Genomic DNA, 23,431 nt, shown 5'->3' with positions numbered 1-23,431 from the left:
GTACAGGGGCGGGGCGCCGGGCCTCGGATGTCCTGTTGTTCTCCGAAACACCGATCAAAGCCCAGATTGAAAGTCACATTTCCGCAGCGCGAGGTCGCGCCAGGAGGCACCGGTCGGTCGGATCGGCGACGCCGCTGCCGGGAACCGCAGGAACAACCGCATGCAAGGGGGAACGATGGACGCAAGATCGATGCACAGGGCCGCCGCCGCGCTGGCCATGGTGGGGATGCTGCTGGTCATGGCGCCGGCACGCGCGCAGACGTGTCCGGCTGGCGCCGTCAATCCGCTGGCGGACTATGACGGCGATGCCGGCACCAGTCAGAGCAACATCAATCTCAACAACGTCTACGTCGGCACGTCCCGCCTGCAGGTGAGCCATGCCGTCGCCGGCAGCGCCAGCATCAGCACCAACACCATCGACGATGGCCACATCACCGGCGATGTCGGTGTGCGCATCGGCCACTCCGGCAGCGCCGACGCGCCCGGCGACAACATCCGGTCGACCTACGAGTTCCGCAATCCTTCCAACCTGACGCAGTACCTGCCGGTCGCGGGCCTGACGTTCCGCCTGCACGACCTGGACGCCGGCGACCATGTGATCGTCAACGCCTACGACCAGAGCGGCGCGTTGATCAGCCTGTCCACCGCCATTTACACCCTCGACAACAGCGATGGCACGTCGGGCTTGGTGTACATGGGCGGCAACCGCTTCAATGCCAATGGCGGCGACGTGGACGACCGCCGTGGCTCGGTGAGCTTCAACTTCGGCAGCCTGCTGGTCCAGCGCGTCGAGTTGATCTACTACGACGACCGCAGCTCGGGCAGTTACACGCTGGCAGGCCTGCAGGCCTGCAATCCCACGCTGACGCTGCGCAAGACCACCCAGCTGCTGGCGGGCGGTCCGTTCGGCTTCACTCTGACCAACACCTCGCGGAACACTGGCGCGACCGTCACCACCACCGCCGTCAACACGCCGACACAAGTGGACGGCAACGCGACCACGGCGGGCGTGCAGGTGTTCAGCATCACCACGCCGAACACGGCGGTGACCATCAACGAGAGCAGCCTGCCGACCAACTGGTCGCTGGTGGGCGCGACCTGCACCAACGCGGGCGGTGCGACGATCGGCAGCCTGTCGGGGGCGACCTACACCATTCCGGGCGGCACCACCGGGCACACCTTCCCCGGTGCCGCGATCACCTGCACGTTCACCAACATCGCGCCGCGCTCCGAGGTGCAGGTCAACAAGACGGTGGCACCGAGTCCGGTGGTCAGCGGCCAGGTGGCGACCTACACCATCGTGGTGCGCAACAACGGCCCGCAACCCGTGAGCAACGTGGTGCTGGCCGACGTGGCCGGTGCCGGGCAGAACTGCAGCGCGCCCAGCACCACCGCGACCTGTGTCGCCGCGGGTGGCGCAACGTGCCCCGCCTCGCTACCGGTGGCCACGCTGCTGGCCGGCGGCGTCACCATCCCGACCCTGGGTGTCAATGCGCAGGTGACGGTGACGCTTCAGTGCACGGTGACGGCGACCGGCCTGGCGCCGTAATCCGCACGGAAAGCATGCGCATCGATGCGCATGTTCTCGTGCGTCCAGTGATGCTGCGGGCGTCGCAGCGCCGGCGATGAGGGACCGAAGCGTGTCCCTCATCGCAAGCGCAACGTGAGCGATCACCCGTTGATCGTCTTGCACAAAAAGATCGGATACCGGAAACGAGGGATCTTTTCCCTCTTCGGTTGCACGCGTGCGCCGACACCTGCCGGCTGTCCTGCGACACGCTGAAACGACGACCTAGGTGGCAAGCCGCAGTGCGTGCCTGGTTCCGCCACGTCACCGACAACCACCGGCGTCAAGGTGGAACTCGGACCATCCTCGATGAGCGCAGTCGCGGTGCGGATCCCCTCGCTCGTCACACCCTGCATGCGAGGCAACGTGTTGCGGCGAGTCCGCCGCAAGGGAAAGTCATGAGCAAGCCGTTCGCAATCACGATGCGTTGCCGAGTGCTGGCAGTCCTCTTTCTGGGCCTGCTCGGGATGCCCGTTGCGCTGGCTCAGGTCGCGTTGGAGTCGGTCGTCAACGGCACGGGTGGCGTCGCCGGCAGCGGCCCCACCACCAATGGCCCGGCTGCAGGTGACCAGGTGGTGACGCTGCGCCACAACACCAACAATCCCGCCGGCAACGCCATGGTGGCGCGCACGCCCGCCATCGACGTGACCTACCGGCTCACCAGCCAGCAGTACACCGGCCTCACCGATGCACAGGGCTATACGGCCAACACCGGCCGCAATGCGGTCTTCTTCGGCGGTGGCGCCAGTTCCAGCCCCACCATCACGCCGTCGGCCGGCGTGATCTACCAGAACCTGAGCGGGCTGGGCAGCGCTTCAGCGAGCCATCTGACCTCGGTCAGCCCCGCGGCTGCCGGGCAGGGTATCGATCTGGTGGCCAATGCCGGCGTGCGTCTGGTCGTGTCGACCGACGCCATCGCCACGCGCGCGCCGGTACCGGCCACCAGCTCGCGCGTGCGCATGGCGGATCTGGAAATCCGCTTCAGTGCCGCGGTCGACAATCCCATCCTGCATTTCGCCGGCTTGGGCGCGGTGACGGGTTCGCCCAACGGTGTCACCCCGCTTTCGATCAGTGCCGAGTTCGATGTGATGACGCCCGGAGTGACACTGACGCGCCTGTCGGGCAACAGCGCGCTCGTGCTGTCGGGTAACCAGATCAACAACGGCGCAGCCAATCCTGGCGCCTCGTGCGCCACCGGCGTGGGCGCGTGCGGTTCGGTGCGCGTCAATGGCACGGGACTGACGGTGGTGACGTTGCGCGTCTACCTGCGGGGCAATGGGGCCTATTCCAGTTGGAACGGCAACGGCGATGACTTCAATGGCGACGGTCTGCTGATCGGCGTGTCGGTGGTCGAGCCCACGCCCACCGTCACCGTGCGCAAGATCAGCAATGGCGGCGCGGGCACGTTCAACTTCACCGGCACCAACGGCTATGCCGCGACCGCCGTGACCACGGCGGTGGCAGGCACGCCGGTGAACGGCACCACGCGCACCCTGGGGACGGTCGGCGCCAGCACCGACATCACCGAAGCCACCACGCCCGGCTACCGGCTGACGGGCGTCAGCTGTACGGGCTTGGGTTCGGGCGGGACGGCCACGGTCAGTGGACTGTCGGCAGGGGGCGTGGCCGGCGGCGGCACCGTCAGGCTGAGCGCGGCCGCGACGACGTTCAACAGCGACATCGTCTGCACCTTCACCAACGAGAAACTGCCCATCCTCCGCCTGCGGAAGTCGTTGCCGAACGGGCGCGTGCAGGCAACCGACCAGTTCAGCCTGTCGATGACCGGCCCCAATGCGCCGACCGCCATCACCACCACCGGCAGCGGCAGCACCGCGACGGGAATCCTGACCCACGCGGGTGCGACGACCGGCAGCCTCTACACCCTGGCCGAGGGGGCCGCCGGTACCACGGTGCTGGCCCAGTACGACAGCACCTACACATGCACCAACGCGCGTGCCGGCGGCCAGACGCCCAGTGGTACGGGGGTCAGTTTCGGCATCACGCCGGTGGCGGGCGACGACCTGACCTGCACATTCGCCAACGCGGCACGCCTCGCCGATGTATCGATTCTCAAGACCGCGAGTGACCCGGTGCGGCTGCCGGGCCAGGCCGTCCAGTTCACCCTGCTGGTGTCGAACGCCGGTGCAGCGGCCGCCAACGGCACGCAGGTGCGCGACCCGGTCGCAGCGGGCCTGGACTGCACCGCGCTCAGCTGTACGGCAGCCGGCGCTGCGGCGTGTCCGGTGTCGCCGACGGTGGCCGGCCTGCAGGCCGCACCGGGACTGACCATCCCCACCTTGCCTGCCGGGGGCAGCATCTCGCTGCTGCTGACCTGCACGGTGACCGCCAGCGGTTTCACGCCGTAGCGAGGGTCTTGCCGGGCGCCGCCCGCCCCGCCGCCGGGGGCGCATGGAGCCGGTGGCGGATCCCATGGCCGAGGACGCGGTCCCGGCGCGCGTGGCGGCCAATGTCCTGATGGTCGCCGTGAAGTCGATAAATTGTGCTGACCATCACATAATGGTGGCGTAGCGGGCGATGCAATAGGAGCCCCTGCAGTACGTCGCCGACCATCATGTAACGCTTGCCGTGCGTCCCGAGGACTCGGTGCCCATGCCTGCGTACTGGACCGCCAGCCCAACTGCCCGAGATCGCCTATGAGACAACGCCACTCCCTGCGCCTCGTGACGCTGATTGCATGCGGTCTGGTGGTCGGCGAGGCATCGGCGCAGGCCGGCATCTCGGTCGATCCGGGCGTCCTGACGGGCACGATCGGTACCAACAAGGGGTCGGTGGGGCCTGTGCAGTGCCCCGCCGGCACGGTGCTGAGCGGCGTGCGCCACGTGGACAAGGCGACCAATACCTTCGTGACCACCTTCGGCATGACCTCGCAGTTGGGGCTCTACTGCTCGCGCGTCGCCACCGACGGCACCACGGTGACGCTGACCCAGACCACGCCGTCCGGCACCCCGGAAGTGCCGGGCTTCGCCTATTCCAGTCCTGGTACGGTGCAGGAGGCCACCTGCCCGGCGGGGCAGGTGGTCCAGCGCATGGGCGGCAACGACCGCGTGACGTCCGGAACGTTCGAGTGGGTCTCGCAGGTGCAGCCGGCCTGCCGACCGGTCCAGCTGAGTGTCGCCGACTGGGTGCAGATCAACACGGCGGCGCCGCAGACGGTGCTGTCGGCGGGCGTGATCGAAAACAACGCCACGCACACCTTTCGTGGCTACTTCTGCGACAACCTGGCCGATACCGCCGTGTCCGGCTATCACCGCCAGGAGGGCGGGCAGGGCTACGACGGCATCAACATCTACTGCGGCGGCTTTTTGCAGGCGCGCTTCTCCACGGTCATGACGTTCAGCGACTTTGCGTGGTCGACCACGCTCGGGGGAGCGGGGTGGCTGGTCGACCTGCGGCGCGGGGGCGTGACGCTCAACGACGGCGGCGCGAACAACGGCGCCGGCCGCACGCCCCACGCCACGCCGGTGGCGAACATCAACCAATTCCAGTCCGGCCGCGAGATCTACGTGGTGCCCGGCACCGGCTATACGGCGCAGGTCGCGCAGCGGCCGGCGGGCATCGCGGCCAACACCTTCGTCACCAGTGGCACCTGCGCGGCCGGCATCACGCTGGCCAACCGCCAGGATGGGTCCTGCACACTGGCGGTGCAGGGCCTGCCCGATCTCGCGGTGGCCATCACCACGTCGCCGACCGCCTACACGCACCACGGGCAGCTGCAGGACGTGACCATCACCGCCACCAACCTGGGGCCGGGTGCGGTCGCCGCGACCGACGGGTTCACGCTGCGCACCACGTTGCCGGCGGGCTGGACAGCGACGGCGGTGCCGGGATGCACGGTGGTGGGGCAGGTCGTGACCTGCGCGCTCAACTCCGTGATGGCGGGTGCGCCCGCACCGGGAGCATCGGGCGGCAGCCGTTCCTTCACCTTCCCGGTCACCGTCAACGCACCCACCGCCAGCGGCACGTACACGGTCAGCCTCGCACTCGGCCGCACCGTGCCCGATGGCGATGCGGACCCGACCAACAACGACTTCAATACCGGCAACGACACGGCGACGGGGCCGCTGGTACTGGAACTCTCGACGGACGTGTCGATCGTCAAGACCGCGACGCCCGATCCGGCGCTGTCGCTCGGACAGGTCGCTTTCACGCTGGCGGTCCGCAACCTGGGTCCGGCCACCGCCAACAACGCGCGGCTGCTGGACCCGGCCAGCGCCGGGCTGGACTGCACCGCCGCCGGCCTGCCGGCGCCCACGTGCACCGCCACGGGCGGCGCGAGCTGTCCGTCGCCGCTGACGGCGGCGCTCATCCAGACCGCGCCCGGCGTCGCCATCCCGGCGTTGCCCGACGGAGGCGTGGTCAGCGTCACGCTGACCTGCAACGTGACGGCGACCGGCCTGCCCTGAGCCGGCGTCGCGCGTTCGCGGTGCGATCGCCGCGATGACACCCCGCACCCTGCCTGGCTCGGCGTCCGGCAGGGTTTTTTCGTGAATGCGCTCCGTGCGCCGGTGGCATGCGTGACCCAGCCCGTGTGACTGTCCGTTGCCCGCGCCGAAAGAGAGCATGTGGCGTCGTGCTGATGGCCGCGTTCGTCCGCAGCCGGCATCGGCAGCGCTCGCGCACAGTCACATCCCGCTGTGGAAGCCTGCGCAGCGCGAGTGTGGTGCCCATCAAACATCCGACACATGCGCCCCTGCGCCGTCGATTTGCTGTCCGTGCACGTCAGCGACCCCCGAACCTTCCAGCATGTCGTGCACCTGCATGCCGCGTTGATGTGCTGCGGCGCGCACGCTTCCGGTGGAAGCGCACGCGCCGCCCATCCACGTTGCACGAGCGGGATGCGTCGCCGCCATGGTGAACGTCGTCATGGGATGGCCGGCATGAGGTAACGGGACGGGCCACCTCTCCGGTGGGGCCCGACGACTCACGGGTGAGGGCGGATGCGCAACAGGGGTTCACGCCGGATCTGGCTCGGCATCGCCGTCGCGGCGATGTCGGGCAGTGCACTGGCGCAGGCGGGCATCACCGTGGATGCGGACGCGTACGAAGGCACCATCGGCACAGACAAGGGTGTCGAAGAGCCGTTGCAATGCCCGACGGGGACGATGCTGACCGGCATACGCCACGTGGACAAGGGAAACGGCGGCACGCCCAGCACCTTCGGCATGACCTCGCAGCTGGACCTTTACTGTTCCACGGTGACCAGCGATGGCAACTCGGTGATGCTCACACCGGTTGCCGGCGGCACGGCGCCGACGGTGCTGGGCCCGTCCTATTCGTTCCCGGGCACCCAGACCATCAGGAAGTGTCCTGCCGGCCAGGTCATCAAGGAGGCCAGTGGCTACGACCGGAACACGGCGGGTGCGGCGTGGATGTCGCAACTGCAGTCGATGTGCATACCGCTGGTGGTGGATTCCGCCGACTGGATCGAGTTCGCCCCCAGCGGGTTCACCGTCCTGACGACCGGTGTGCTGGAGGGCAATGCGTCGCACACGTACCGGGGCCCGTTCTGCGCCGCCAGCGAGGACACGCTCGTGTCCGCCTATCAGTTGCAACTCGGTGGCGAAGGCTACGACGGCGCCAACGTCCATTGCGGACGCCTGGCGCAGGCGCGCTTCTCCGCCGCGATAAGTTTCAGCGACTACCGCTGGTCCACGTGGCTCGGCGGCACCGGCTGGCGCGTGGACCTGCGCCGCGACGGCGTGCTGGTGGACGATGGCGGCGACAACGACGGCGCGGGTCGCACACCGCATGACGGTGTGGGAGCGAACATCAACGAGTACCAGTCGGCCCGCGAGATCTACGTGGTGCCGGGCAGCGGCTATTCCGCGGTCATCAGCCAGGCGCCCTCGCAGGTGGACAGCCGCCACTACACCGTGACCGGGGATTGTCTTGGCGACGGCATCGCGCTGGCCAACGAGCAGGACCGTTCCTGCACGCTCAACCTCAATGGACGCCCGGATATCGCCGTCAGCGTGGTACCGCCGGAGTCGCCGTACACCGCTTATGGGCAATCGCAGTCGCTGACCGTCATCGCACAGAACCTCGGGCCGGGCCAGGTGGTCGCCGGCGACGGCTTCCGGGTGGTTGTCTCGCTGCCGCTGCACTGGTCTGTGGCCGGTGCGTTGCCGGTGGGTTGCACGGCGTCGGACAGTCGCACCATTACCTGCGCGCTTACGACCACATTGGTGGGCTCCGCATGGCCGGACGAAGGCGGGGGCAGCCGCAGTTTCACGATTCCCGTGCGACCCAACAGTCCCGCCTCGGCGGGCAGCCATACGATCACCGCCACCTTGGATACGGCAGTGCCGCACGCCGGCAACGATCTGGGCAACGACGATTACGATGCCAGCAACGACACCGAGTCGGTCGCACTCGAACTGCAGGGCGTGGCGACGCTGACGGTGGCCAAGACCTGGATCGATGCCACGCCGACGCAAGCGGTGACCGTCAGTGTCACCGGTTCGCCGTCGCCGGCGGGCGGCGCTGCGCTGTCCTCGGTCGCAGACACGCCGAACGAAACCGATACCGGCCCGACGCCCTACGGCGTTGCACCCGGCAACAGCTACACCCTCACCGAGACCTTCAACAGCGGAGCGTCGTCCGGCTATGCCCGCCAACTGACCTGCACCGGCAACACCGGCACGGGTGCGGCGCTGGCCTACACCGCCAATGCCCTGAGCGGGGTGCTGACGGTGGGCAGCACGGCGACCAGCATCGTCTGCACGTTCGCCAACACCCGGCTTGTGTCGCGGCTTCGCTTGCAGAAGGCATTGCCCGACGGACGCGTTTTGCCGGGCGACCAGTTCGCGTTGTCGATGACCGGTCCGGGTTCGCCCGCCAACGTGACCACGACCGGCAGCGGGTCGACCGCAACCGGGACCCTGACCCATGCGGACGCAACGCCGGGCAGCGTGTACACCCTGTCCGAAACCGCCGCGGCGACCACGAACCTGTCGAGCTACGCGACCACCTACAGCTGCACGAACGCACTGCCGGGCGGACAAACGCCGAGCGGCAGCGGCACCAGCTTCAACATCACGCCGGTGGCGGGAGACGACCTGACCTGCGTCTTCAGCAACCGCCCGCGCGTGGCCGATGTCTCGATCCTCAAGACCGCCAGCGCGCCGACCGTGCAGAGCGGTCAGCAGGTGCAGTTCACCCTGCAGATCGACAACGCGGGTCCGGCGGCGGCGGACGGCGCCCGGATCCAGGATCCGGCCACGCCCGGACTGAACTGCAGTGCCCTCACGTGTTCGGCCAGCGGCAGCGCGGCCTGTCCGTCGTCGCCGACGGTGACCGGACTGCAGACGGCGCCAGGACTGGAGATTCCGGCGCTGCCCGACGGCGGCAGGCTGACGCTGGTGCTCACCTGCACGGTGACGGCAAGCGGCTGGTAACCGCGCGCGCTGCGGGAATGTGCCGTGACGCTCCGGTACATGGCGACCGCTTCCGGGGTCGACGGCGCGTCGGCCGCCGGGGCGATGTGTTCACAAATGTCCTCCACCCCGGCGCCAGCCCGACAACCTAGGCATCCGTTCGTCCCTGTCCTCGCGCGTTCGCGCACAGGGGGAAGGCGGGCCGAGGCATGAACCGAAGGGGATGGCATGAAGAACGGGGGCGGCATGCGCGCATGCGCGGGTCGGGAGCATGGGGCTGGGCAGGCATCGGTCACCCCCGGGAAGGCGCGCGGCCTGTCGGTGTGGCGGGTGCGGTTCGCCGCGCTGCTGGTCGCGACCTGCGGCCTGCAGGCGCAGGCGAACCAGCTGCCGACCACCTCTTCCGGTGGCACCGCCGCGGCGGATACCGTGGTCACCAAGACCTATCCGTCCGCGCTGACCTACACGCTCACGCTGTCCGGCGGCAACAGTGCACCGTTCCGCTTCGACGGACAGGGCGGGTTGAACCAGAGCGGCGATGCGGTCTCCGCGTATTACTCGCCCGTTATCGCGGTCGGTGCGGCCAACTCCGCCACGCGGGTGCGGGTCTACGGGCCGTGCACCGTGCCCTCCGGCGGCGGGGTGTGCACCAACCGTGGCACGGTGACCATCACCTTCAGCCAGCCGGTGACCAATCCGGTGCTGCACGTGGCGGGCTTTGGTGGCCGGAGCAACAACCTGGATCACTCGCCCATTTTCCGGCTCACATCCCCTGCCTCCGGGGTGACCCTGAGCAGCGTGGGCTCGCCCAGCAACATGAACATCACCACCACGTCGTTCACCAGTGGTCCACTCAACGGCGACAGCGATTGCAATGCGGCGGGCACCGGCGCGGGCTGCGGCAGCATCCGCGTCAACGGAACCGTTACCACGCTGGTGTTCGCGGTCGACCTGCGGGCTGAAGGATCGCTGGACAGCGGCCGGTACGACACCATCGGCATCACCGCGACGGTCGACGAGGATTTCAGCGACGCCCCGACCACCAGCTTCAATGCCGCGCAGGCGCCCAGCCACATCGTCGGCAACCTGAGGCTGGGCACGGCGCTGGATGCGGACCACGTCGGCGTTACCAATTCCATCACCAGCCCGTTCCCGGTGGCGGCGAATGCGGACAACAACGGCGGCAACGGCGACGGCGTGGATGAAGACGCCATCGGCACCTTCCCGGCGCTGACGTCCGCCAGTACCGGCTACAGCCTGACGGTGCCGATCAGCGGTGCGAGCAAGGCCGGCATCGTCTGCGGCTGGATCGACTTCGACCGCAGCAACGCGTTCGTCGTCGGCGAGCGCGCCTGTACCAGCTTCGCCAGCGGCGCCACCAGCGTCGTGCTCAGCTGGACGGCTCTTTCCGGCCTGACGCCCGGGCAGAACTACGTGCGGCTGCGGGCGGGCTACACCACATCGCAGATCCAGACCGCCGACGGCAGGGGTTACGCCGACAGCGGCGAGGTGGAGGACTACCGGCTGACCATCAGCGTGCCGCTGACCGTGGCCAAGACCTGGGTGGGCGCCACCATCAACGATGCGGCCACCCTCAGCGCCTCCGGCACGCCGGCCCCTGCGTTGCCGCCGGCGCCGGCCAGTGCGCCGCTGAGCGCGGTCGCCAACAGCGCCAACGAAACGGATACGGCAACCGGTGCCTACGGCGTCGTGCGTGGCAACACGTACACCGTCACCGAGGCGTTCACCGTCGGTGCGGCCGCCAACTACACCAAATCGCTCAGCTGCACCGGCAACACCGGCACCGGCGCGGCGCTCAACTACACGGCCAATGCCCTGAGTGGCACCATCACCATCGGCAGCACCGCCAACAACGTGGTGTGCACCTTCACCAACACGGCGCGGCCGCGGGTGACGATCAGCAAGGTCAGCCTGGGCGGCGTGGGCACGTTCGCCTTCACCGGCAGCAACGGCATTGCGGCGCAGAACATCACCACCACCGTGGCCGGCACCGCCGTCAGTGGCGCAACGCAGTTCCTCACCACCGCCGGCACCCAGACCACCGTCACCGAAGGTGTGCCGCCTGCCGGGTATGCGCTGACCGGCATCGCCTGTACCGGGTTGCCGGCAAGTGGGACGGCCACGCCGAACCTGTCGACCCGCACGGTCACCCTCAATGCGGCCGCCACGGCGGCGGGCGCCAACGTCACCTGCACCTTCACCAATACCCGCATCCCGATCCTGCGGCTGCAGAAGTCCCTGCCCAACGGGCGCGTGCAGGGCACCGACCAGTTCACCCTGTCGATGAGCGGGCCGAATGCGCCTGCCGCGGTGACCACCACCGGCAGCGGCAGCGCCGCGACGGGCACGCTGACGCATGCCAACGCGACGGCGGGCAGCGCGTATACGTTGTCCGAAGCAGCGGCCGGTACGACGGTGCCGGCGCAGTACACGAGCAGCTATGCGTGCACCAATGCACGGGCCGGCGGGCAGACGCCCACCGGCAGCGGCACCAGCTTCAGCGTGACGCCGGTGGCCGGCGACGACCTGACCTGCACGTTCGCCAACAGTGCCCGGTTGACCGACATCGCCATCGTCAAGTCCGCCAGCGCACCGACGGTGGCGAGCGGGCAGACGGTGCAGTTCACCCTGCTGGTCAGCAACAACGGCGCCCTGGCTGCCAATGGCACCCAGGTCGTCGACCTGCCCACGCCCGGATTGAGTTGCAGCACCGTCACCTGCACGGCCAACGGCGGTGCCGTATGTCCGGCTTCACCGACGATAGGCGCACTGCAAACCGCACCGGGACTGACCATCCCGACGTTGCCGTCCGGAGGCACCGCCTCGTTCCTGGTGACCTGCAACGTCACCGCCAGCGGAACACTCTGACGCCAAGCCCGCGCGCGCTGCGCGGGCGACGGCTACTGTTCGCGGGACACCGCAACGACGATGCCGGGACGAGCGGCCGGCGTGCAATCCGGTCGCGGATGGTTGCCCGTGATGCTTGCGGATCTTCCCGACCCGCGGGAGGACTCGCTCAGGCCTGGTACTGCTTCTCTTCGATGAAGCGCGAGCCGGCCAGGCGGTTGATGGCGTTCTTCACCGTGATGCGCTCGCCGTTGCGCTGGGCGACGGCGCGGGCGAGGGTGACGAACTCGTCGTCGAAGGTCTGCGCGGCTTCCTTCGCGCGCAATGCATCCTGCACGTCCCACATGCGCTCGTTGATCGCGCGCAGGTCCTGCTTCATCGCCGACAGTTCCGCCTGCGCGACCACCAGCGGTTTCCACAGCGTGCGCAGGCCGTCCAGTTCGACCTGCACGTGGGCGCGCTTGCCGGCGTCGCCGATGCGCTCGGCCTTGATCTCGAGGATGGTCAGCTTGTCGGCCAGTTCGCCGATGGAAACGGGGATCAGGATGGTGTTCATGCCGGCATTCTAGCGCTGCTGCCGTCGGCGACGCGGTGCGTGGCATGATGCCCCCCGTCCTCGATGACCGGAAAACGCCCGCATGCTGCAGCGCCTGTTCGTGTCCTTCCTCTTCCTGGCCGCGCCCGCCTGGGCCCTCGCGGCGCCGTCCCAGGTCCGCATCGCGCAGGAAGCGGGTGCGTACGTGATGCGCGTGGATGGCGAGCCGTTCCGGGTGAAGGGGGCCGGCATGAGTGGGGAGGGGCAGGAAGCGCTGGCGGTCCGCGGTGGCAATTCGTTCCGCACGTGGCGCACCGGCATGGACGAGGCCAGCGTGCGCACGATGCTGGACCGCGCGCAGCGCAACGGGCTGAAGGTGGCGATGGGCATCGAGGTGGGCAACGAGCGCCACGGCTTCGACTACGACGACGCGGCGGCGGTAAAGGCGCAACTCGCGCGCATCCGCGCCGAGGTGAACCTCTACAAGGACCATCCCGCCGTGCTGATGTGGGTGGTCGGCAACGAACTGAACCTGCACTACAGCAACCCGAAGGTGTGGGATGCCGTCGGCGGGATCGCCGACATGATCCATCGGGAAGATCCCCACCACCCGGTGATGACCACGCTGGCGGGCTTCGACAAGAAGCTCATCGACCTGCTGAAGGCGCGCGCGCCATCGCTGGATCTGATCGGCATCCAGCTGTACGGCGACATCGGCGCGCTGCCGGAGAAGCTGGCGAGCAGCGGCTGGACCGGACCGTATGTGGTCACCGAATGGGGCCCGACCGGGCACTGGGAAAGTCCGCTGACCACGTGGAAGGCGCCGATCGAGGACGACGCCTCGCGCAAGGCGGTGCTGCTGCGGCAGCGCTACGAACAGGTGATCGCCGCGGATACGAAACAGGGGCTCGGCTCGTACGTGTTCCTGTGGGGCGACAAGCAGGAGCGCACGCCCACGTGGTATGGCCTGTTCCTGCCCAGCGGCGAGAGCACGCCGGCGGTGGATGCCATGCAGTACGTGTGGACCGGGGCCTGGCCCGCCAATCGCGCGCCGTCGATCCAGCCGCTGCGGCTGGACGGCCGCGTGGCGATCGACAGCATCGTGCTGGCCCCCGGCGGCTCGTATGCGGCGCAGGTGGAGGCCCGCGATCCCGAGGGCGATCCGCTGCGCTATCGCTGGACCGTGCTGCACGAGAGCACGGCGACCAGCATCGGCGGCGACCGCGAGGACGTGCCGCCGCAGGTGGCGCTGGCCGTGCAGGAAGACGGCAACGGCGGCATGACCTTCACCGCGCCGGCGGCGCCGGGCGACTACCGGCTGTTCGTCGAAGTCCACGACGGCCACGGGCACGCGGCGTACGCCAACCTGCCGTTCCGGGTGGCGCCACGCTGACCCGGCCGCTGCGTTCCACCCGCGGCGTCGACGCTGCTGTTGCGGCGCAGCATAATGGCGCATGGATGTCGCCCCGCCCCCCGTTTCCCTCCCTTCCGTCACCGCACCGCTGACCCCGCGCCAGGTCGGCCTGGTCCTGTTCGCGCTGACGCTGGGCGGCTTCGCCATCGGCACCAGCGAGTTCGCCAGCATGGGGCTGATGCCCAACATGGTGGCGTCGCTGGGCGTGACCGAGCCGCAGGTCGGCCACCTGATCAGCGCCTACGCGCTGGGCGTGGTGGTCGGCGCGCCGCTGCTGGCCATCCTCGGTGCGGGCTGGAAGCGCAAGACCCTGCTGCTCGCGCTGATGGGCTTCTATGCCCTGGGCAACCTGGCCAGTGCGCTCGGACCGACTTATGAAAGCCTGCTGGTGTTCCGCTTCATCGCCGGCCTGCCGCACGGCGCGTACTTCGGTGTCGCGGCGCTGACCGCGGTGGCGATCAGTCCGCCGAACCGGCGCGGCCGCGCGATCAGCCTGGTGATGCTGGGCCTGACGCTGGCCATCCTGATCGGCAATCCGCTGGCCACCTGGCTGGGCCAGTTGATCGACTGGCGCTGGGTGTTCGCGGTGGTGGCGCTGGTCGCGCTGGTCACGGCCATGCTGCTGGCGATCTGGCTGCCGGCGGGCGTCGACGGCCCCAAGCCGAAGCCGCTGGACGAACTGCGCGCCTTCCACCGTGTGCCGGTATGGCAGGCGCTGGCGATCGGGGCGATCGGCTTTGCCGGCATGTTCTCGGTCTTCAGTTACCTCGCGCCGACGATGCTGGAAGTGACGCGCGTGTCGCCGGCGTGGATCCCGCTGGGCCTGGCCGGCTTCGGCGTGGGCGGGGTGATCGGCAACTTCGTCGGCGGCTGGCTGTCGGACCGCTTCCAGCTGCGCGGCGCGTGGATGGTGCTGGCGTGGGCGATGGTGGCGCTGCTGCTGTTCCCGTTGCTGGCGAACAGCCTGCCGACGATCCTGCTGGCCACCGTGATGATCGGCCTGATGGGCGCACTGGGGCCGATCCTGCAATCGCACCTGATGGACGTGGCCGGCGATGCGCAGACGCTCGCCGCGGCTTCGCACCATGCCGCGTTCAACACCGCCAACGCGCTCGGCCCGTGGCTGGGCGGCATGGCGATCACCGCCGGCTACGGCTGGACGTCCACCGGTTACGTCGGCGCCGCCATGGCCGTGGCTGGCCTGCTGCTCTATGCGTGGGCGCGGCAGACCTTGCGTGCGCACACCGGCGTTGGCGATATCGTCTGCGAATCGCAGCGCTGACAGCGTGCCGCGCCGCAGGTTCGGCGCTGTCATCAAAATGAAATAAAGAGGCGGCCGTTCCCGAAACGAAGAGCCGCAGCCGCGCTTCGTCAATTTCCGGCGTGGCGCGCCGTTATGACGATGCCTTCTCCTCATCGCCGTGCCATCGCCATGTCTTCGTCACCTGCCTCCCGTTCCCTCAGCCTGCAGACCAAGCTGCTGGGCGCCCTGACCCTGGGACTGACCGTCATCCTGCTGGGCGCGCTGGCCGGGCTGGGTTCGGCCTGGCTCAGCCTGTCCACCGACGTCCCGGTGCAGGTGGCGCAGGCCGCCGACGGCGAGCGCCTGAGCCGCGATTTCCGCGTGCAGGTGCAGGAGTGGAAGGACATCCTGATCCGTGGCCACGACGATGAGCAGCGGACCAAGTACGTGGCCGCCTTCGATGCCAGGGGGCGCGATGTCGCCGCGCTGGCGCAGGACCTGTCGAGCGGAATCGCCGATCCGCAGGCGCGCCGTCTGGCGGCGGATTTCGCCGCCCAGCACCGCGAACTGGAAGGCAACTACCGCGCGGCACTGGAGCAGTTCGCCGCCGCCGGTTACGACACGCAGACCGGCGACGACCTGGTCAAGGGCATGGACCGGCAACTGGGCAAGACGTTGGAAGCGCTGGTGGCGCGGACCAAGACGATCGCCGACGCGGCCGTGGTCGCGCGCTCGCAGGAAGCACGCCGCACGCTGGTGACCTGCGCCGTGCTGTCGGTGGTGGCGGCCGTCGTGCTGGTGCTGCTGCTGGCATGGTGGATCCGTCGCTCGGTCATCCGCCCGGTGATCGACGCCGCCGCGTCCGCGCGCGCGGTGGCGGCCGGCCGCCTGGACCTGGCCGTGGCGGTGCGCAGTGGCGACGAGATCGGCCAGCTCGGCACCGCCATGCAGGTCATGACCACCACCTTGCGCGACGTCATCGCCGAGCAGGGCGAAATGGCGCGGCAGCACGACGAAGGCAGGATCAGCTTCCGCATGGACGACGCCCGTTTCCCCGGCGAGTACGGCCGCATGGTGCGCGACACCAATGCGCTGGTGGCCTCGCACCTGGCGGTGATGCAGCGGCTGGTGGAACTGATGCAGCGCTACGCCGTGGGCGACCTGTCGGCGGAGATGGAGCCGTTGCCGGGCGAGAAGGCGGCGCTGACCGACGCCATGCGCACCACCAAGCAGAACCTGTCGGCGATCAACGACGAGATCACCGGCCTCGCGCGCGCGGCCGCGGCCGGCGAGTTCGGCCAGCGCGGCCATGCGGAGCGCTACCAGTTCGACTTCCGCGCCATGGTGGAAGGCCTCAACCGCCTGATGGAAACCACCGACGGCAACCTGGCCGAAGTCTCGGAACTGCTGAAGGCCGTCGCCCGCGGCGACCTGACCGCGCGCATGGAAGGCGACTTCCATGGCGTGTTCGCCCGCATGCGCGATGACGCCAACGCCACCGTGCAGCAGCTGACCGGGATCGTGGGCCGCATCCAGCAGGCCTCCGGCACCATCAACACCGCCACCAGCGAGATCGCCGCCGGCAACGGCGACCTGGCGCGCCGCACCGAACAGCAGGCCGCCAACCTGGAGGAAACCGCCGCCTCGATGGAGGAACTGACCTCCACCGTGCGCCACAACGCCGACGCGGCACGCCAGGCCAATCAACTGGCCGTGAGCGCGGCCGCCGTGGCGTCCGATGGCGGCAGCACCGTGGAGCGCGTGGTGGAGACGATGGCGCAGATCGAGCAGTCGTCGCGGAAGATCGCCGAGATCATCTCGGTGATCGACGGCATCGCCTTCCAGACCAACATCCTGGCCTTGAACGCGGCGGTGGAAGCGGCGCGCGCCGGCGAACAGGGCCGTGGCTTCGCCGTGGTCGCGTCGGAAGTCCGCACGCTGGCGCAGCGCAGTGCGAACGCCGCCAAGGAGATCAAGGGCCTGATCGAGAACTCGGTGGACAAGGTCGCCGATGGCTCGGTGCTGGTGAACCAGGCCGGCGCGACGATGGCCGAGATCGTGGCCAGCGTGCAGCGCGTCACCGACATCATGGCCGAGATTTCCGCCGCTTCGCAGGAACAGAGTGCCGGCATCGAGCAGGTCAACAAGACCATCGTGCAGATGGACGAGACCACCCAGCAGAATGCCGCGCTGGTGGAGGAGGCGTCGGCGGCCGCACGTTCGATGGAAGAACAGGCGCAGGCGTTGTCGGCGTCCGTTGCGGTGTTCAGGACGGAGCTGCGGACACCGTCCCGCCCGCTGGCCGCCGCTGCCTGAGCGCGGCAGCGCGCGCTACTCGGGCGAGGACGCCGTCGGCGGCGCGCCCGAGCGCCAGCGCCGCGTGGTGCGCTGGAAGAACTGGCTGTTGGGAATCTGCAGCACGGTGTCGCCGCGCAGGGCATCTTCTTCCAGCAGCGTGGTGTAGAGCAGGTTGATGTCGATCACGCGACCGCGCAGCCCCGGCTTGTCGCCGTTCTCCAGCACTTCGATGTGGTCGTGCACGCGGAACGGCCGCGTGGTCAGGATCAGCACGCTGCAGAAGATGTTGGATAGCACGCTCCATGCCGCGAAGAACGCGACGGCGGCCACGGCGGTGAAGCCCGTGAGCGCGGTCCACAGCACGCTGCCGGACACCCCCAGTTGGCCCAGCGCCGCCATGAACGCCGACACGTAGACCAGCACGCCCAGCAGCCGTCGCGCGCTGACCGCCACTTGCGCCGGCAGCTGGTAGTGCTCGCAGATGCGCCGCACCACGATGCGCAGCACCCGCAGCAGCAGCCAGGCGGCGACCAGGATGGCGAGCGCCTGCGCCACCGGGACGGCCATGACCGCCCATTCCTGCAGCCATGCGGGCAGGGGATGGCGGCTCATCGGCCGGAGGACGGAAGCAGGCGCGTTGACGCGAGGGGCGGGTGTGTCATGCGGAAAGGGTCGCCCGGCGCGCCCGCAGGGTCAACCGGGCGTACGCCTCGCTGCCCTGCATTTGATGGTTGTTTCACGGACATGCGGAATGCTGGGGCACACGTCGCCCCCTGAAAACCCGTCTGCTTCGTGTCCGGCAAAACGAGACGGCGCTTGTGAGATGGCGTTCCTGCTTGCCAGAATGGCGCGGGCACGGACGCTGCCAGGCGGGAAGCGCCACGCGAGTAATCCGGGATGCCCGCTACTTCCACTATGTGAGGACCACATGACTTACAAGCTACTTGCCGCCATCGCGCTCGCCCTGTCGAGCGTGGCGCCCGCCGCCATCGCGGGTGAATGCGAGGACAATTTCAGCAAGTCCGGCAGCATCTTCTCCGGCACCGACTTCTCCAGCCGCGTCACCGTGCAGGACCTGTCGCTCAAGGACGCGATGGGGCAGGTGCGTGGCGTGATGATCAGCGAGAAGATGGACGTGATCACCGAGGACGCCGACACCGGCACGATGCTGGTCGAGCAGCGCTCCACCGGCGCCACGCGCGCGATTCCCACCCTGATCAACGTCAGCGAAGAAGGCGGCGCTGCCGTCGTGCAGATGACGGTGAAGACCGAGAAGGGCCAGATCGCCAAGGCGGACGCGATGCGTCCGTACATGTGCCAGATCCTCGCCAGGATCAAGGGCGGCAAGGAGGGTCGCGCGGCCGCGGCACAGGGCGCGAAGACGCAGAACAACGCCGACGTGACGGTGAAGGACGTCTACGTATTCTCGCGCGAGATCGCCCGCGAGGCCAAGGGCAATGCGGTGGCGGTGACGGCGCGGCACAAGGGGCGCCACTATGCGCTGCGCGGGCGCGTGGACTACATCCAGGAAGACGGCGAGGACTACAACGTCTCGTTCGAGATCCCGCAGCAGGGTGCGGGTCTTCTGCAGGTGCCCGGCGACAACGAGCCGCGCGTGGGCGTGGCATGCCTGTTCAAGCCCAACCAGCTGGCCAACGTGCTGACCTTCCGCAAGGGCGACAAGGTCACGTTCAAGGGCCAGTTCCTGCGCTACGACGACGCCAAGCGCGTGCTGTGGCTGCAGAGCTGCGTGCAGACGCGTTGAGTCGCGGCGGTGCCGAGGTGACATCGGCACGGCCGTGAAACGAAAAGGGCGCCTGCGGGCGCCCTTTTTCTGGTGCCGGGACGCGTGGGTCAGCTGTCCTGCCGGCGGAACACGCCGACGTTGGTGTAGCTGCGGCCATCGCTCAGGTGGCCACGCATGCGGATGACCAGCGTATCCGCGTCGACCAGTTCGCGTTCGGACCATTGCACTTCCTGGCCGTCGTGCCAGGTGGTCGAGTGCAGCTGCGTGGGCGACACCGACTCGAAGCTCAGGGCGTCGGCGTGCGGCGTGCCGTGGTACGGGTAAGGCACGCCGTCGGCGCGGCCATCGAACGCGGCCTGGTGGCGCTTGCCGTTCCTGCCGAACCATTCGGACGCGATCGACAGCGCGCCGTCGTCGGCGCAGGCGAGCCGGTAATGCCCGCGCCGGGGCGCGTGCCCGAGCTGGTAGTCGCACTGCTCGGGCAACAGCTGCCAGAGGCCGGCGAAAGCGGCGGCGGCTGCTAACGCCGTCGCAGTTCCGCGCGCCGGCGTCACATTCAGCACGGGACAGTGATCGAGTGCCTTCCTGAATGTGATACGGAATGCGATGGCCGGCACAGTGCGGCAGGCGGGCGCAGGGTCGGATGACCGGTCTGCGCGTCCGGATGACGGCGGTTCAGAGGGTCCCTGACGCCGGGTCAGCCGCGGCTGTCGTCCGACAGGCCCGGCGTGTCCTGTGCCGCGTCTTCACTGGCCAGGGCTGGGGTTGCCGCCCCGAGCCAGGGCGGTACGTCGAGGTCATGCGCCAGCGCGTCGGCAACCAGCAGCTGCACCAGGGCGTCGTGGACGGCCGGATCGACCGTCTGCAGGGTCGCCAGGGCCGAGGCCTGGTCCTCGTCCGCCATCTCGGAGTAGGTGTCGAACAGGAACATCGCCAAGGCGCGGGCCTGCTTCATTCGCGCCCCATCGCCGTCGTCCGGGCCCTTGCCGATGCCCGTCGCGGCAGGTCGCCGAAGGCGGGCCGGGGGCATGGGAGGCGGGCGTAGTGTTCGGGCACATCAGGAGGTTTCGGTTCCCGATGACATTTCAGGACGCGCCGTCGTCCCGAAATGGCGGCATGTCTCAGAGCGGGTCGGGCAACTCGCCGTCACCGAGGTGGCTGAACAGGAATGCGCGGGCCTTGCGCCAGTCGCGGCGCACCGTGCGTTCGGTCACCTTGAGCACGCCGGCGATCTCGAGCTCGCTCAGGCCGCCGAAGTAGCGCATCTCCACCACCTGCGCCAGGCGGGCATCCAGGTTGGCCAGATCGTTCAAGGCCTGGTCCAGGATCAGCAGCTGTTCCAGCCGCGGGCTCTGGCCCGGTTCGGTGGTTTCATCCAGCGGCAACAGGTCCATGCCCTCGCCGCGTTTTTCCGCAAGCGCTCGCCGGACCTCGTCCAGCAATACAAAGCGCATGGCGCGCGCGACCAGCGCCACCAGATGCGCGCGGTTTTCCACACTGAAGTCGGCGCTGGCCAGCTTGAGCCAGGTTTCGCTGATCAGCGACGTGGGCGAACGCACATGGCCGCGCCGCTGCTGGCGGATCTGCGATCGGGCGATCTGGTGGAGGTCCCGGTACAGCAGCGCGTAGATGCGGTTCCAGGCGCCGGGCTGCCCCTTCTCGACCTCGCCGAGCAACTGGGTGACGGAGTCCGGGTCCGGCGGCGGGATGGCGGCGACATCGAGCGGTCCCGGCATGGCGGTGGCCCCGGGACGTGTCTCGTCCGTGTCTCGCTGGTCCCTCATGTCCGGAGTGTGTCCGCTATCACGATCTCGTTCCTTACATATATGACCCGTCCGCGACCGTCATGCAAGCCGTAATCGCGGCTTCATGACGCTGTCATCGGAATGCACGGAGACGCACGGGCGAAGTGAATGGACGGCAAGAGTGTATCGAAGGGCAGGATCCACAAGAGGATGTCATGCGGAGTTTGAAGAAGGTCGGTTGTGCGGTGGCGTCGGCGCGGAAGCCGATGACAAAGGAAAACATCACGGCGGTCCAGTGGAGGTCGGCACATGGCGCATGAAGATGCGGTCGACCCCGTACGTGACAAGGACCCCGCGTCCCCTGAAACCCCGGGCATGGAGGGTTCGCCCGCGCAGTGGAACCTGCCGCAGGGCATCGGGCCGCGTGCGATCAGCCAGTGGCCGATCATGCAGCGGCTCACGGCCGAGGAATGGAAGCAGCTGATGCATGCGCTGCCCGGCCGCGTGGGCGCACGCGCCCGTCATGGCGGCAACGCACGCCGCTTCATCGAGGCGGTGCTGTGGGTCGCGCAGACCGGCGCCTACTGGTCGGACCTGCCGCGCGATTTCGGTTCCTGGCATGGCATCTACGTGCGCTTCATCCGTTGGGCGCAGGATGGCAACTGGAACCAGGTGCTGGCGCATTTCGACAAGCAGGATCAGCGCGCCCTCGACCTGCATGCACTGATCCAGCGCTACCTGCACCGCAACAACACCAAGCATCTCAGCCGGGCGATGCGCGCTTCGTGAGCGATGTCCTGTATCCGGCCTCGCGATGCGAATAGGGATAGAAGATTTTCGTTGAACACGTGGGGATGATCGGCGGCGGCACCACGCTGGCCGCCGAGCATTTCCCGCACCTGGCTATCCGTCGGCGTTCCCCCGTCGGCGGCTAGGTGGGCCGCTCCAACCCCATTGGAGCGCACCCATGGCCGTCCATGCCCGACACATGGCCGGCTTCGCGCTATGGCGCCAGAGGGGGAGGTGCAATGCCTCCCCCTCGTTTTTGTGCACGCCGCGTCACCGATCGCCTCGAGCGGCTTCCGGGCGCTTAACACGCGAAGGCCTATCCTCGTACGTCCTCTCTTCACACGAGGAAGTACTGATGACGACCCATGTCTTCATGGCGCAGGACGCTTCCGGCCGTCGCTGCCGCATCCAGCTCAATCGCGGCGATGACGCCGCGCCTGCCCACCGCGACACCCGGCAGGCGCCCGCCTACGTGCTGGAAGACGGCAGCCACGTGCGCCGCATCGACAACGACACCTTCCAGATCATCGCCACCGGCGCCTACGTCACCCGCGTCGCCGAGTGATCCGCCGCACTGGCGCTGCCACGTGATCGGCGGCAGGCGTCAGTACACCGCCGTGGCGTGCAACGGTGCGCCGTGGTCCCACGCGGCACGCGCGCCCAGGAAGCCCAGTTCCACCAGCACGCCCGTGCCGACGACCACCGCGCCCTGCCGCTCGACCAGCTGCACGGCCGCCTTCAGCGTGCCGCCGGTCGCCAGTACATCGTCGACCACGATGACGCGCGCGCCGGCCCGCATCGCATCGACATGGATTTCCAGGCGGTCGCGGCCGTATTCCAGTCCGTAGTCCAGCGACAGCGTGGCGCCGGGCAGCTTGCCGGGTTTGCGCACCGGCACGAAGCCCACGCCGAGCTCGCGCGCCAGTGCGGCACCGAGGATGAACCCGCGCGCTTCCACGCCCACCACCGCGTCGATGGGCACGTGCCGCCATGGTTGCGCCATCGCCGTGATCGCCCCGGCGAAGGCGGAGGCGTCCGCCAGCACCGGCGTGATGTCCTTGAACAGGATGCCGGGCTTGGGGAAGTCGGACACATCGCGGAGGAAATCGGTCCAGTCGGGCATGGCGGGCTCCAGGGCGGGGCGACGATGCTAGCGCAGGCGCGCGGAGCGGGCGCGGACCATCACGGCCTGCGGCGGGATGCACTCTCCCGTCGCGGACGGCTAATCAGCGTGCCGGGGCCGGACTATGCTCCCCGTCCCCGAGTCCGGTGATGCCTGCCCATGAGCGCTGCCCTGTCGATGTACGAAACCTCCGTCCCCGTCTTCCTCCGTGCGTTGCGCAACCTGCGCCATGCGCTGGAGAAGGGAGAAGCGCATGCGCGCGCGCAGGGCTACGAGCCCACCGTGCTGCTGCAGTCGCGCCTGTATCCGGACATGCTGCCGCTGGTGCGGCAGGTGCAGATTGCCACCGACACCGCCAAGTTCGGTGCGGCGCGGCTGGCCGGCGTGGAATCCCCCCGTTTCGAGGATGTCGAAACCACGTTCGACGAACTGTATGCGCGCCTGGAGGCGGTGGCCGCCTATCTGGGCACGTTCGACGACGCGGCGCTCGCCGGCAGCGAGACGCGCACCGTCACGCTGTCCACGCGCACGCGCGGCGACCTGAGTTTCGACGGCCGCGGCTACCTGCTCGGTTTCGTGTTGCCCAACCTGTTCTTCCACGCCGCCACCACGCACGCGATCCTGCGCCACAACGGCGTGCCGCTGGGCAAGCTGGACTATCTGGGTCCGGCCGACTGAGCGGGTGGCGTGCGCGCGGCGGGCGCG

The 23,431-nt window shown here is 68.8% G+C and carries 19 protein-coding genes; 12 read left to right on the top strand and 7 right to left on the bottom strand.

Annotated elements, in window-relative coordinates; genetic code table 11:
- Positions 1 to 190 precede the first annotated feature (190 nt).
- From MMG85_RS03570 to MMG85_RS03560, 3 genes are all read left to right on the top strand, one after another.
- Positions 191 to 1,549: a DUF11 domain-containing protein gene (locus tag MMG85_RS03570; protein ID WP_241044762.1), complete on the top strand. Its 1,359-nt coding sequence runs from the start codon at positions 191 to 193 to the stop codon at positions 1,547 to 1,549.
- A gap of 452 nt (positions 1,550 to 2,001) precedes the next feature.
- Positions 2,002 to 3,933, top strand: coding sequence for a DUF11 domain-containing protein (locus MMG85_RS03565; protein WP_241044761.1), 1,932 nt, complete (start codon positions 2,002 to 2,004; stop codon positions 3,931 to 3,933).
- Between the two features lie 315 nt (positions 3,934 to 4,248).
- Positions 4,249 to 5,991, top strand: a complete 1,743-nt coding sequence (locus MMG85_RS03560) for a DUF11 domain-containing protein (protein ID WP_241044760.1) — start codon at positions 4,249 to 4,251, stop codon at positions 5,989 to 5,991.
- A 264-nt stretch (positions 5,992 to 6,255) separates the two neighbouring features.
- Here the strand turns inward: MMG85_RS03560 and MMG85_RS03555 are convergent, their stop codons facing one another.
- Positions 6,256 to 6,453 carry a hypothetical protein gene (locus MMG85_RS03555; RefSeq protein ID WP_241044759.1) on the bottom strand — a complete coding sequence of 66 codons (198 nt, stop codon included), beginning with the start codon at positions 6,451 to 6,453 and terminating at the stop codon, positions 6,256 to 6,258.
- A gap of 72 nt (positions 6,454 to 6,525) precedes the next feature.
- Between MMG85_RS03555 and MMG85_RS03550 the strand changes: the two genes are divergently transcribed.
- Together MMG85_RS03550 and MMG85_RS03545 are read left to right on the top strand one after the other, a co-directional pair.
- The gene (locus MMG85_RS03550; RefSeq protein ID WP_241044758.1) at positions 6,526 to 8,985 is read left to right on the top strand and encodes a hypothetical protein; all 2,460 of its coding nucleotides are present in this window, start codon (positions 6,526 to 6,528) and stop codon (positions 8,983 to 8,985) included.
- Positions 8,986 to 9,192: 207 nt separating this feature from the next.
- A complete protein-coding gene (locus MMG85_RS03545) occupies positions 9,193 to 11,853 on the top strand; it encodes a GEVED domain-containing protein (protein WP_241044757.1) in 2,661 nt (886 codons plus the stop codon).
- A gap of 148 nt (positions 11,854 to 12,001) precedes the next feature.
- Here the strand turns inward: MMG85_RS03545 and MMG85_RS03540 are convergent, their stop codons facing one another.
- Positions 12,002 to 12,388, bottom strand: coding sequence for a DUF6165 family protein (locus MMG85_RS03540; RefSeq protein ID WP_241044756.1), 387 nt, complete (start codon positions 12,386 to 12,388; stop codon positions 12,002 to 12,004).
- Between the two features lie 82 nt (positions 12,389 to 12,470).
- On the opposite strand from MMG85_RS03540, the gene MMG85_RS03535 reads away from it, so the two are divergent.
- From MMG85_RS03535 to MMG85_RS03525, 3 genes are all read left to right on the top strand, one after another.
- Positions 12,471 to 13,760, top strand: coding sequence for a glycoside hydrolase family 2 TIM barrel-domain containing protein (locus tag MMG85_RS03535; protein ID WP_241044755.1), 1,290 nt, complete (start codon positions 12,471 to 12,473; stop codon positions 13,758 to 13,760).
- Positions 13,761 to 13,821: 61 nt separating this feature from the next.
- Positions 13,822 to 15,063 (top strand): MFS transporter, encoded by a 1,242-nt coding sequence (locus MMG85_RS03530; protein ID WP_241044754.1) that lies wholly within the window; start codon positions 13,822 to 13,824, stop codon positions 15,061 to 15,063.
- A gap of 150 nt (positions 15,064 to 15,213) precedes the next feature.
- Entirely contained in the window at positions 15,214 to 17,340 is a 2,127-nt protein-coding gene (locus MMG85_RS03525; protein WP_241044753.1) for a methyl-accepting chemotaxis protein, read from the top strand.
- Between the two features lie 15 nt (positions 17,341 to 17,355).
- Here the strand turns inward: MMG85_RS03525 and MMG85_RS03520 are convergent, their stop codons facing one another.
- The gene (locus MMG85_RS03520; RefSeq protein WP_241044752.1) at positions 17,356 to 17,934 is read right to left on the bottom strand and encodes a mechanosensitive ion channel family protein; all 579 of its coding nucleotides are present in this window, start codon (positions 17,932 to 17,934) and stop codon (positions 17,356 to 17,358) included.
- Positions 17,935 to 18,250: 316 nt separating this feature from the next.
- Here MMG85_RS03520 and MMG85_RS03515 point away from each other — a divergent pair, with 316 nt between their 5' ends.
- Positions 18,251 to 19,087 (top strand): hypothetical protein, encoded by an 837-nt coding sequence (locus MMG85_RS03515; protein WP_241044751.1) that lies wholly within the window; start codon positions 18,251 to 18,253, stop codon positions 19,085 to 19,087.
- Between the two features lie 89 nt (positions 19,088 to 19,176).
- Here MMG85_RS03515 and MMG85_RS03510 read toward each other — a convergent pair whose 3' ends face one another.
- From MMG85_RS03510 to MMG85_RS03500, 3 genes are all read right to left on the bottom strand, one after another.
- Entirely contained in the window at positions 19,177 to 19,632 is a 456-nt protein-coding gene (locus MMG85_RS03510) for a hypothetical protein (RefSeq protein ID WP_241044750.1), read from the bottom strand.
- Positions 19,633 to 19,766: 134 nt separating this feature from the next.
- A complete protein-coding gene (locus tag MMG85_RS03505; protein ID WP_241044749.1) occupies positions 19,767 to 20,024 on the bottom strand; it encodes a hypothetical protein in 258 nt (85 codons plus the stop codon).
- 166 nt (positions 20,025 to 20,190) lie between these two features.
- The gene (locus tag MMG85_RS03500; RefSeq protein WP_241044748.1) at positions 20,191 to 20,853 is read right to left on the bottom strand and encodes an ECF-type sigma factor; all 663 of its coding nucleotides are present in this window, start codon (positions 20,851 to 20,853) and stop codon (positions 20,191 to 20,193) included.
- Positions 20,854 to 21,123: 270 nt separating this feature from the next.
- Between MMG85_RS03500 and MMG85_RS03495 the strand changes: the two genes are divergently transcribed.
- Together MMG85_RS03495 and MMG85_RS03490 are read left to right on the top strand one after the other, a co-directional pair.
- A complete protein-coding gene (locus MMG85_RS03495) occupies positions 21,124 to 21,603 on the top strand; it encodes a transposase (RefSeq protein WP_241044747.1) in 480 nt (159 codons plus the stop codon).
- A gap of 355 nt (positions 21,604 to 21,958) precedes the next feature.
- Complete coding sequence (locus MMG85_RS03490) at positions 21,959 to 22,168, top strand: hypothetical protein (RefSeq protein ID WP_241044746.1); 210 nt, start codon at positions 21,959 to 21,961, stop codon at positions 22,166 to 22,168.
- A 39-nt stretch (positions 22,169 to 22,207) separates the two neighbouring features.
- On the opposite strand, the gene MMG85_RS03485 is transcribed toward MMG85_RS03490, so the two are convergent.
- Positions 22,208 to 22,726, bottom strand: coding sequence for an adenine phosphoribosyltransferase (locus MMG85_RS03485; protein ID WP_241044745.1), 519 nt, complete (start codon positions 22,724 to 22,726; stop codon positions 22,208 to 22,210).
- Between the two features lie 159 nt (positions 22,727 to 22,885).
- On the opposite strand from MMG85_RS03485, the gene MMG85_RS03480 reads away from it, so the two are divergent.
- Entirely contained in the window at positions 22,886 to 23,404 is a 519-nt protein-coding gene (locus MMG85_RS03480) for a DUF1993 domain-containing protein (RefSeq protein WP_241044744.1), read from the top strand.
- Positions 23,405 to 23,431 lie beyond the last annotated feature (27 nt).

The organism is Pseudoxanthomonas sp. LH2527 (assembly GCF_022539275.1).
GTDB lineage: Bacteria > Pseudomonadota > Gammaproteobacteria > Xanthomonadales > Xanthomonadaceae > Pseudoxanthomonas_A.
Note: the sequence above shows the minus strand (reverse complement) of the source record. Positions and strands in the feature narration are given on the sequence as shown.